This window comes from Niastella sp., assembly GCF_045805085.1.
Lineage (GTDB): Bacteria > Bacteroidota > Bacteroidia > Chitinophagales > Chitinophagaceae > Niastella.
This window is the reverse complement of sequence record NZ_JBJMLX010000118.1, coordinates 1-11,473: the sequence shown is the minus strand read 5'-3', so window position 1 is coordinate 11,473 and position 11,473 is coordinate 1. Positions and strand designations below refer to the sequence as shown.

The window sequence follows — 11,473 nt, the reverse complement described above, 5'->3', positions numbered from 1 at the left end:
CACCAATAGTAGGTAAATCCTTTTCTCCTTTAATCTTTTGATTTATGAGGTTAATATAAAAGTTAAGCTTACCTGCATACTCAGGCTTAAAGTCATTTACTTTTAATTCAAAAACAACGAAACAATGCAAATGGTAATTGTAAAACAGCAGGTCAAGGAAGTAGTCATCATCTTCAACGGTTAAATTATACTGGTTGCCTACATAGGCAAAACCTCTTCCCAGTTCAAGTGTAAACTTCTTTATGTGAAGCATTAAGGCTTTTTCCAACTCACGCTCCTGAACTTCATTAGTAAGACCTAAAAAATCAAACATATAGGGATTCTTGAGCGTTTCCTGAGCCAAGTCAGAATACGGCTCTGGCAGGGTCAATTCAAAATTGGTAATAGCATTCCCCTGACGAAGGTGCAGCTGATTTTCAATCTGCATAGTTAAAATCGATTTGCTCCAGCCATTTTCAATCGATTTTTTAAGATAAAAAAGCCTTTCATTCCCGGCTTTTGTTTTATTCAGTAACACAATATGGTGGGACCATGGAATTTGTGCAACCAGTGGTTGCATAAATTTAAACACATGATTATCATTATTTTGTAATTCTGCAACCGGTGGTTGCACAATTGGCTCTCGTGGCCAGTCTTCGGCAAAACTTTTCATATACCAAAGGTTTCTGACCGACAATCCTTTAAAGTCCGGGAATGCTATTTTAAGATCCCGGGCAAGCTTTTCAATCACTTTGGTGCCCCAACCTTCCTGCTGTTGTTGTTGCGAAATGGCATTGCCAATTTCCCAATACAATTCCAATAATTCTGTATTTACAGCAATAGCCGCTTTTAAGCGGGCCTTTCTGATCTTTGTCTTTAAACTTTTAAGTACACTGAGATATCTTTTGTCCATCGCTCCCATGCATGTTCAATTGAGGTTAACAAATAATGAAGGAATCTTTCGAGAGACTGAATGGTTGGTAGGGGATAAAGGTAACCGTTATAATTGATATAGTAAAAAAACAAATGCATCCCGATAAATCGGAATGCATTGATAAAAAATTGACACTATTCTCTAAAACACATTATACCCAAAGCTCACATAGTACAAACCGCCTATGCTTGGATTGCCAAAGGCAGTATTATAATACTTATTCAACAAATTGGTGGCGCCAAGCTTGATCATACTTCTGATCTTTGGCAGGCGATAATTAACCTGGCCATCCAGTGATCCAAATGACGCTACCTGGCCAGTGCCAAAGGTTCCTTGCCACAGCATTTCATCCTGCCAGCGATACAGGATGTTAAAACCCCAGTTTGAATTATTTACCTTTTCATTGCCGAATGTAACGTTGTAACGTACTTTGGGCGTATTGAAGAAAGTTACCAGCCCCTCGTCTACATTATGTAACTGGTCGCCTGAAACGTTTACGCCCACCTGGTAGCCTTTTATCAGGTTATAATTTACGCTTACGCCCCAGCCTATTGCATTTACTGTATTTTTCGAATTGTAAATAAATGAATAGTTATCGGTAGTAAACGGACTCAATAATGCTGCCTTATCGGTGCCGGCATTTTGTGACCTTCCTACAGCCTGACGGCCCAGGAAATCCTTATACTGGCTATAATAACCATACGCATCTATTAACAGGTCTTTGGTTATTAAACCGCGATACCCTATTTCATACGAGTTGGCTATTTCCGGTTTCAGTGTTCCAAAATCGGCCACTACCAGGTCATTCGGATTGGCAGTTGTTCTGAACTTGGTTATACTTTCAGCTGTATACGCCGGACTTGCATCGAAATGAAAGAAAGTATAAAAATCGGGCATACCGCCAATGAGCACACTGGCCGGGGTTTTCAGGTTGATCCATTGGTCCTGCGTGGAAGGGAATCGATATGCCTGCTGATACGATAAGCGGAAGCTGTTGTCTTTGGCCACTTTTATCAGGGCTGTAGCCCGCGGCGTAAATCGCCCTTTGAAATTTTCATTCTTATCGTAACGACCAGATACTGTTAATTTCAGCAGGTCGTTAATCACCCATTTGGAGACCTGCGCATATCCGCCTACTTCACTAATACCGATTCTACCCGCTGTATCGGAAAATATGGTTCCATGGGAGTTTAATGAATACAACCGGTAGCTGGCGCCTACCAGCACCTCAGCCCATTTTATTTTATCGCTGAAATTGTACTGTCCTTCGAAATGATACATATCGGTTTCATCCATGAATTTGGCGCCGCCTTCTTTTATTGATATGTTGGTCCATTTATCAAAAGCTTCTTTATATTCAGGTGTACCCGGTAAAAATCTACCAATATCGGCATAACTCCTGGCAGCGCCATGTGCTGATGCGTCGGGCAAAATAGTACCCGGAGGTGTGTTGGGCAATATGCCCAGTTTGGCAGCACCATATGTACCGGTATATTGTTGAAACCAGGCCGCATCAGACTTCCAGGCCCGGTTAATGGCCACGGCAGCTGTAGTAGCAGTGAAAGCATCACCTGAATTCTCCTGGATGGTATAACCGCGAACAAACCAGTTTTTACCTTTTACTTCCAGCTTATACTGACCCATTTTCAGATTCTTGACGCTGTAGCGGTCGGCCCCGGTATACACGGTAGTACCGGTTCCCCAGTTACCCATTAATATGGCTTCAACATTCTCTGTTAATTTATAACGCAACTCTCCAGACACTTTTACATTATAGGTATTATAATCAACCAGGTCTTTTTCATTATATCCCGTTCGGCTTACATATTGAGTACCAAACGTTCCCTTATAATTATTGTTAGGAGCATTACTGGTAGGTATCAGGAAAGGCAGTGCCTGAGCAAATGTTGGATTGACTCCCTGCCAATAGGCAGCAATTTGTGAAGGCGTCATTCCAAGCGCAATTTGTTGGTCAAGTCCAGCCAGGGCAAGATTACCATTCGGCATACCGGCAACTTGTTGCCGCGCCGCCAGTGCTAACCCCTGCATACTGGCGCTGGCTTCATCACCAAACACATTCACGCCGTCGTAATTGGGATCTGATGTACGATCGCCAGGTTTCAATTCACTTAGCACATTATTTCTATTCAGATTACGATAATCGGTAGCCTGCCAGTCATCTGCTTTTATAAACTGACCCGAAATTCTGAAAGCAAGCTTTTCTCCGATCTTTTTGGCATAACGAAGCGACCAGTCGTAATACGGTGTGGCATTGTCCTGAGCGGGATCGTTAAAATGCATAAATCCCTGTTTCACCTGGAAGCTTAGCCCCTGGTATTTGAACGGATCTTTACTGGTCATTAACAGCGTACCATTCATACCGCCTGAGCCATAGAGGGCTGATGAAGCGCCCTGTAACAATTCTACGTTGTCAACATCCAATTCGGTTTGACCAACGATATTGCCGACGCTGAAATTTAAACCGGGGGCCTGGTTATCCATTCCATCAACCAGTTGGTTAAACCGCAGGTTACCACTGCCGTTAAAACCGCGCGTGCTGATAGTACGGAAGGTTAAACTCGATGTTGTAAGATCGACACCTTTCAGATTAGCTACGCCATCATAAAAGTTTGGTGCAGCTGATGCGCGAATGGCCCCCACATTCATGCGTTCAATTGACACAGGCGATTCCAGAATGCGTTCCGGCACGCGGCTGGCCGAAACAACCACCTCGGCACCTAAACTGGAACCGGGTTCAAGGTCTACATCAATGGCCCCGGCACTAGATACTGCTACATCCTTTGCAGCAAAACCTACTGACGAAACTACAAGGGTAAGGGGCAATGCATGGGAAGTGGTGAGCTTGAAACTTCCTTTATCATTGGTAAAGGTTCCGGCATTTGAGCCTTTGATCGATACCGTAGCAAAAGGAATTACTTCTTTGTTTGTACTATTTCGTACGGTCCCGGAAATAGTGGTTTGAGAGCTGGCAGCAATCGTAAACATTAAGAGCAAGGATAAAGCTGCCAGGCAACGAGAGTATCTACTCATAGCATGGAGTTTTTATGGTTATCAAGCAAAATACGACTTGTAATTTTTAACAGAAAATTTTATTTAATCACATCTTGTTGATTTTGTTGATATTTCGGGAATTCTTTTTTTTCATGATATTCCGCACCTCTGGTATCTTCGGCCTATGAAATCATTACAATTTCCGCAGCAGACGAACTTTTACAAAGGTAAGGTCAGAGATGTGTATACCATTGACGATCAGTGGCTCGTAATGATAGCCAGTGACCGGATCTCTGCATTCGATGTGATATTACCCCGCCCCATTCCTTATAAAGGACAAGTATTAAATCAGATTGCTGCATATATGCTGCAGGCTACCCGCGACATTTGTGCCAACTGGTTAGTATCGGTACCAGCACCTAATGTATCTATCGGCAAAAAATGTGTGCCATTTAAAATTGAAATGGTGGTTCGGGGTAATTTAACGGGTCATGCGTGGCGCACCTATGCCGGTGGAAAACGCGAATTATGCGGTGTTCCCTTACCCGAAGGCATGAAAGAAAATGATTATTTCCCCACTCCTATTATAACGCCAAGCACCAAGGCTGAAGCAGGTCATGATGAAGACATATCAAAAGAACAGATCATTGCTACCGGACTGGCATCGGCTGAAGACTGGGCTATACTGGAAGATTATACGCTGAAGCTGTTTGCACGTGGTAAAGAAATTGCCGCCAAACAGGGACTGATATTAGTAGATACAAAATATGAGTTTGGCAAGATCGGCGACACCGTTTTTTTGATGGATGAGATCCATACGCCGGACAGTAGCCGCTATTTTTATGCAAATGGCTTTGAAGAAAGACAAAAAACCGGCGAACGCCAGCAACAGCTCAGTAAAGAATTTGTGCGCGAATGGCTTATTGCCAACAATTTTATGGGCAAGGAAGGACAAACCGTTCCGGAAATGAGCGATGAATGGATCAACACCATTTCAAAAAGATATATTGAGTTATATGAGAAGGTTATTGGGGAAAAGTTTGTTCCCCAGCATCTTTCAGAGGAAGAGACTTTTAGCCGCGTTACCAACGAACTGGCTAAGTTGAAAAGTTAAGGGTTGATAGTTGCAGTTTTAACAATCCATTATTATATATAATATTCTAAAAAGTCCTCCGCATAATGCAGAGGACTTTTTTAATGTTTACTATTTACCCTTTTTATTGGGGTTATTTTCTTTTTTATGCTTACCCTTTGCTGCCATTTGGGTTTGCAAATCTTCATCGTATGGCTTAACAATCCGGTGTTTATCATCTGCTTTACCTAACGAAGTAGAAGGACCACCCTTTGCCGCCATATCTCTTTCCTGATCCGCTTCACTCGATGCGAATCCCTTTCTATCTGATTTTTCGTTTGGCATAATAATGTGTTTTAGTTCATTACTAATACAAAAAAATTCATGCCATGAACGAAAGGGCAATTAACTTATCACCGTATCTTCCATGTATGAAACACATATGTACCATCCTGCTATTGCTTGCCATTTCCGTTATTGCCAATTGCCAAACGAATTACTATTTAGTAATTGGTACCTATACCCGCGGAAACAGCGAAGGCATATATGTTTATAAAATGAATACCGAAACCGGTGATGTGAGTTACGTAAGCAAGGCCACCGCTTCCAACCCTTCCTATCTCGATCTTTCGCCTGATGAAAAATTTGTGTACGCCGTAAATGAAGACGCCAACGACAAAGGCAGTGTGTCGGTTTTTTCGTTCGACAAAACCAATGGTGCATTAAAATATATCGATAAACAAACCAGCGGTGGCGACCACCCTGCTTATGTAGCTGTAAATAATACCGGCAAATGGGTGGCCGTAGCCAATTATACCGGCGGCAGCTTTTCTACGTTGCCAATTATGGCCAATGGTACGCTGGGCGTTCCTACTACCATTCAACATACAGGCAGCAGCGTTAATAAGGAGCGGCAGGAGAAACCACATGTGCATTCTACCGTTTTCTCACCCGATGATAAATACATTTTTGTGCCTGACCTCGGCATTGACAAGGTGATGATCTATTCATTTAACCCAGGCAGTGGTAAGCCCGAACCGGCGCCTGTACCTTTTGCAGCAGTTCCGGCAGGCAGTGGTCCGCGCCATTTTACGTTTCATCCCAATGGCAAACTGGCCTACCTGGTTGAAGAAATGGGTGGCGAAGTATCGGGCTATAAGTATAACAACGGAAAGTTGTCGTTGATCCAACGCATCTCCACCTATCCGGCCAATTTTAAAGAAAAGAAATGGTCGGCTGATATTCATATTTCTCCTGATGGCAAATTTCTGTATGCGTCTAATCGCACGCCGGCTAATGACATTGCCATTTTCTCCATTGCCAAAAACGGCAAATTAACCTTCGTAGGTTCTGAACCAACGAAAGGCGATGTGCCGCGCAATTTCTCTATCGATCCTACAGGGAACTTTTTGTTGGTGGCCAACCAGGAAAGCGACAATATCGTGGTGTTTAAGCGGAATAAAGAGACTGGTTTGCTGACCGATACCGGCAAACGCATTCAGGTAGGTAAACCCGTTTGTTTGAAGTGGGCAAATGAACGCTAAACGCCTGTTTCAAGTTACAGGTTTCAGTTTTTTTTATGATTAACAAAGTTAATTAGCTTGTTGATGAGGCTTGTTTGCAGTTTTTTTACCTGAATTCGATCGCAAAGCCCCTGTTTTGAAAGAAACACACCCAGGTATGAAAACTTTTGTGGTCATCTGCGTAGTGTTGGTCGTAAGTTGGTCGATTTACATCCTAAGTCAGGTGTTTTCATCCATAAATTCAAAACATGGTCCATATTTCGGCTATTTATCAGCCCATTACGCGTACTTCTTCCAAATTCTTTGAAGGAATTCTGTTTTCCTTACAACTTTTTTAAAATCCTGGAAGGAATAGAGAATTCCTTCAGGCATTTCCCTTTTCCCTGCAACTTTTCTGAATTCCTTCCGGGAATCCTTGTTTCCTTTTAACCTTTTTGATTTCCCAGAAGGAAAAGAGAATCCCTGCCGGGTTTTCTGATTTCCCGAAAGGTTTTGCCGTTTCCTGAAAGGAATAACGAATTCCTACAAGGACAACTCGTTTCCATACAGGAGTATCCTAAAATGGAGGATTTGAGCACAATTGATATAGAAAAAGACGATACGTTGTGTACCCGGTAACCGGCTCCCAAAACCTGGTTCCCTGAAACTTGAAACCTGAAACCCGCCTACTCCCCCAACCTGGGCCTCAGCCGGTGGCGCGATTTATTGAAGATATTCCGTCCTTTATCGATTCCCTTGCGGAGTTCTTTGCGTTCTTCTTCGGATAAATGAATAAAATCCTGGCATTCCTTGCTGCAGCAACCTTCATATTGCTGGCGGCAATTTTCGCATTGAATAAACAACAGGTGACACCCATCGTTGGCACAATTCGCATGGGTATCTGCGGGGTTGCCGCACTGGTGACAACGGGCAATAATATCGGGTGTGATCCGCTCCCCCAGCCTGTTGTCGAACACAAAGTTCTTTCCAATAAACTTGCTGTCGAGCCCGTTTTCCTGTACCTGTTTGGCATAATTGATAATGCCGCCTTCCAGGTGAAATACGTTCTGAAACCCGTGGTGCAACATGTACGCACTGGCTTTTTCGCAGCGGATACCGCCGGTGCAATACATAATGATATTTTTATCTTTTGCGTCTTTCAGCATGTCAACCGCCATGGGTAACTGCTCGCGAAAGGTATCGCTGGGCACTTCCAGGGCTTTTACAAAATGGCCCACCTCATACTCATAGTGATTGCGTATGTCAACCACAATGGTTTCGGGATCGTTCAGCATGGCATTCAACTGTTCGGCATTTACATACCGGCCTTTGTTGGCCATGTTGAAAGTTTCATCGGTAATGCCATCGGCTACGATCTTGTCGCGCACTTTTATTTTCAGCACCCAAAACGATTTACCGTCATCGTCTACCGCAATGTTCAGACGCAACCCGTTCAACGGTTCAAAAGAATATAAAAAGGTTTTGAATGCCTCGAAATTTCCGGCCGGTACACTGATCTGTGCATTGATGCCTTCGTGTGCCACGTAAATACGGCCAAACACTTTTAATGTCTCTAAATGCTTGTACAGTTCGTTGCGGAATTCTTCAGGTTCGGCGATGGGGAAATACTGATAAAAAGAAATGGTAGTACGGGGTTCTGTTTCCTGGTACAAAAGTTCTTTCAGCTCCTTCTGGGAGACGCGGTTGTGTAATATTGCCATTTTTGAATTTTTGCGACCGCTTGCAGGGCAGTCAAAAATTATAAACGCGGCAAATTTACGAATCAATTGGCAATGCGCAATTGGCAAATTATTCCTAAACGGCGTCAGTTCGCCAATAATCGAACCCGCCGCATTCGCGAACCCCTGCCTATTGTCAATTGTTTATTGCCTATTGATTTTATAGTTTCCCAAAGCCTCTGATACCCAACCGGATACCGAAAGCGGAAACCTTGTCTTTGTCGAAGCCCCAAACCAGGTCGAGCCGGGCTATTTTGAGGATGTTTTCAAAACCGGCGAATACTTCAATGTATTCTTTATCACTATCCACGTACAGCGCATTGGCGCCCGTTACCAGGTACCAGTTTAAAGCGCGGAAATGGGGGATCTTATTGGTGAGCAGGCCATTGAAGTGATGTTCAATATGCCCTTCTGCATACAACCGGTTTTTATTGCTGTATTTGTAATAAGGCAATAACTGGAAACCATACAGGTATTCGGCAGAAGCCAGGATCTCGTTCCCGTTAAAATGATTATAATCTATCACAGCTACACTGTCGCGCCGTATAAAGCCGCCCAAACTCATCTTATAGCGAAAATTACCACCCAGGTTCAGGTCGAGGTTTTGCTGCACATCGAACCGCCATTTGGAATAATCGATATCACTGCCCAGCCAGTTTTGAATACCCTTCCGGTACGATAAGGTAAACAACGGGTAATGGGAACCCACATTTACGATCCTGTCGGGGTACTCGATGTATTTAGCTCCGGGCAACCAGCTTATTCCAATTCTTCCGATCAATGCCTGATGGCGTTTAAAGTTTTCCGCCATGATCTCAATGGGATAGTTAGGCGTAAACTGAACGTTCTTGCGGTTACCCACTGAATAGTTGGTGGTATTTTCCAATGGAATGCGGTCTTCATATTTCAAGCCGCCAAAAACCGTGATCCCATTTCCCACTTCTTTTGAAAAATTGAACTGCGCATACCATGCTTCATAAAACTTGGCATAGTTACGCTCGAATAACCAGCTGCGAATGGTATTACTCAGCTGACTGATGGGATTGGTATTATTGACCTGGTACACCCATTTACCACCGCTTAGCGAGAAGGAAGAAAAATACTTTTTACCATATGTATACGTAAACGTACCGCCTGCATTGAGGTGATGGTTGCTGAGCCCGTACCGGATGGCGGGTTCTATACTAAACGCATGGCGGAAACCGGGAATGGTATCGAGCAGTTTAGTATAGCTGCCGCCGAAATTACCTAACCAACCTTCCACGGTATTGTATGCAATGGTTTCCAGTAACGGGTTCACACTGTAGATCTCCCGTTTTTTCTCCCGATAGAACAGTTGCCCTGTTGCTATCAACGGGAACAGGTGTGGTTTATTCCGGCGGCGATCGATAGAATCGAGGTAATGCGGATCTTTATGCGCTTTCTCCAGGCTGTCCTTCTTGAAATAATCGGCTACTTCTTCAGCCTGCAAGGGTAAGGGACGAATAGAATCCCAAAAGGCAGCAGGCTTTTTATTAGACCCTTCATAGATCTTCAGATAGGTATTGTTAAAGAACTTCCGCTCAAATGTAGGTGCAATATTAAATTGAGAATACACATTTACAAAACTGCCAAACGCATCAAAACCCAGCAATTTTACAGCGGGGTACAACACCTGCGTTTTTATTACCCACACATCGTTGTTAATGGGAACATACAATTGTTCAATATTCAGCGAGTCGATCAGCTCCATTTGAGAAGCCTTGGTAAGCCGTAATTGCAGACTGTGTATGCGCCAGTCGCCTTCGGTGATATTGATGTACCCGCTGAACAACGGCTCGTACCGCCGTTTGGGTGTTACTTTAATGCGATTGATCTCCCGCCCATCTTCTATAAAACTACCTTCGTATTGATAATAGTAAAAGTTCAGTGCATTGCTGGCGATAGGTGAAATAAATCCGCGGGGGTTCAGGTTACGACCTACCTGAATATTGTTCTCATAAAAGGAAACGATCTGTGGTGTGCTTAACCCAAACTCATCGCTTCTGCCGCTTACTTTGGTTGACAGCACTTCGATCTTGCTTTTGCGTGGCTTTTCAACCGAATACCGCGCTACGGTTTCCGACAAAAAAAGCATTTTTCGTTGACTGGTATCGCCATCTTCGAAATCAATTGGTTCGCCAAAGAGTTTTTTGGGATAGGCGCGCAACTGCAGCTGTCCCTTAATATACACCTCGCATTGAAAGGTATTGAGCTGGTTCTTGTAATACGGTCTTTTTTTGATGGCATTGCGAATGATCTCATAAGAAGGGTCTTCCCCACCGGGTCTTACTACGACTTCTTTCAAATTAAATTGTTGAATGGATAGCTGAAAATCGAGGGTGATATTATCTTCTCCTACAGTGATTGTTTTTTCCTGCCGGCTATAGCCCACATATTGCGCTACAATGGTGTAAGTTCCGGGATTGAGTTGCAGAAAATAATCGCCTTCTTTATTGGCGGTAGTGCCCTGCGTGGTGCCTTTTACCAGTATGGAGGCGTATACCAGCACCTGTCCTTTTTCGTCAGTGACCCTGCCGCTGATATGCGCAGCCTGCACGGATATAAAGCCAACAATAAAGAGGGTAAGTAAGGACAGTATTTTCATATCGCGACGAACGCGAAAATAAGGCCAAATCCTGATTAGCTATTGAGGAATAAGTTAATTAAGTAATATAAATTCTTCTATCCCCTGGCTTCCACAACCATCGTACCGGCTACGCGATCGCCAACGCGTTGTGCATTTTTACTACCGGCAGCAGTAGCCAGCCCCACCAGCCCACCAAAAGGAAGCCAATCGTCTGCCCCCAGATCAACTGCGATGCCCGGTGCTTCACCATCCCCCAATAGCTCCCTCGGTAGGTGGCGATGTCCTTGAGGAAGTTCTCGCGCTTGGGCTTTTCTTGCTTCGACATTTCCTTCCAGGCATCGCTCACCTTCTGTTCCCAGTCTTTCGGCGTCTGGCCTTCCTTGACCTGCACCTGGACCCTCTCGGCGGTCTTCTGCATGAAAGGAACGCCGATGAATCGGAACCCGAGCAAGAGCGGCACGAAGAACAGGCTGATGGTGATGCCTACGATGATCAGCGTCTTCGGCGACCACTTCCGAATGGGGAAGAGCAGGAACCCGCAAGAGGCGTACATGACCAGGATGTCACCGTCCCAGATCAGGTACGAGTGGATCAAGCCAATCACCAGGAGCCAGAAGACCCTCCGAT

The 11,473-nt window shown here is 44.2% G+C and carries 8 protein-coding genes; 2 read left to right on the top strand and 6 right to left on the bottom strand.

Features of this window, described 5'->3' with window-relative positions; translation table 11 throughout:
* Both ACJ751_RS05985 and ACJ751_RS05980 read right to left on the bottom strand, forming a co-directional pair.
* Window positions 1–901: YhcG family protein (locus ACJ751_RS05985; RefSeq protein ID WP_407744468.1), on the bottom strand; the 901-nt coding region annotated here is incomplete at its 3' end.
* Between the two features lie 153 nt (window positions 902–1,054).
* Entirely contained in the window at window positions 1,055–3,964 is a 2,910-nt protein-coding gene (locus tag ACJ751_RS05980) for a TonB-dependent receptor domain-containing protein (RefSeq protein WP_407744467.1), read from the bottom strand.
* Window positions 3,965–4,109: 145 nt separating this feature from the next.
* Here ACJ751_RS05980 and ACJ751_RS05975 point away from each other — a divergent pair, with 145 nt between their 5' ends.
* Window positions 4,110–5,039 carry a phosphoribosylaminoimidazolesuccinocarboxamide synthase gene (locus ACJ751_RS05975; RefSeq protein WP_407744466.1) on the top strand — a complete coding sequence of 310 codons (930 nt, stop codon included), beginning with the start codon at window positions 4,110–4,112 and terminating at the stop codon, window positions 5,037–5,039.
* A 90-nt stretch (window positions 5,040–5,129) separates the two neighbouring features.
* Here the strand turns inward: ACJ751_RS05975 and ACJ751_RS05970 are convergent, their stop codons facing one another.
* A complete protein-coding gene (locus ACJ751_RS05970) occupies window positions 5,130–5,342 on the bottom strand; it encodes a hypothetical protein (RefSeq protein WP_407744465.1) in 213 nt (70 codons plus the stop codon).
* 86 nt (window positions 5,343–5,428) lie between these two features.
* Between ACJ751_RS05970 and ACJ751_RS05965 the strand changes: the two genes are divergently transcribed.
* The gene (locus tag ACJ751_RS05965) at window positions 5,429–6,541 is read left to right on the top strand and encodes a lactonase family protein (RefSeq protein WP_407744464.1); all 1,113 of its coding nucleotides are present in this window, start codon (window positions 5,429–5,431) and stop codon (window positions 6,539–6,541) included.
* Between the two features lie 644 nt (window positions 6,542–7,185).
* On the opposite strand, the gene ACJ751_RS05960 is transcribed toward ACJ751_RS05965, so the two are convergent.
* From ACJ751_RS05960 to ACJ751_RS05950, 3 genes are all read right to left on the bottom strand, one after another.
* Entirely contained in the window at window positions 7,186–8,220 is a 1,035-nt protein-coding gene (locus tag ACJ751_RS05960) for a rhodanese-related sulfurtransferase (protein ID WP_407744463.1), read from the bottom strand.
* A gap of 178 nt (window positions 8,221–8,398) precedes the next feature.
* A complete protein-coding gene (locus ACJ751_RS05955; RefSeq protein WP_407744462.1) occupies window positions 8,399–10,864 on the bottom strand; it encodes a DUF5686 and carboxypeptidase regulatory-like domain-containing protein in 2,466 nt (821 codons plus the stop codon).
* A gap of 109 nt (window positions 10,865–10,973) precedes the next feature.
* A partial coding sequence (locus tag ACJ751_RS05950) for a hypothetical protein (RefSeq protein ID WP_407744461.1) occupies window positions 10,974–11,473 on the bottom strand: 500 nt, incomplete at its 5' end.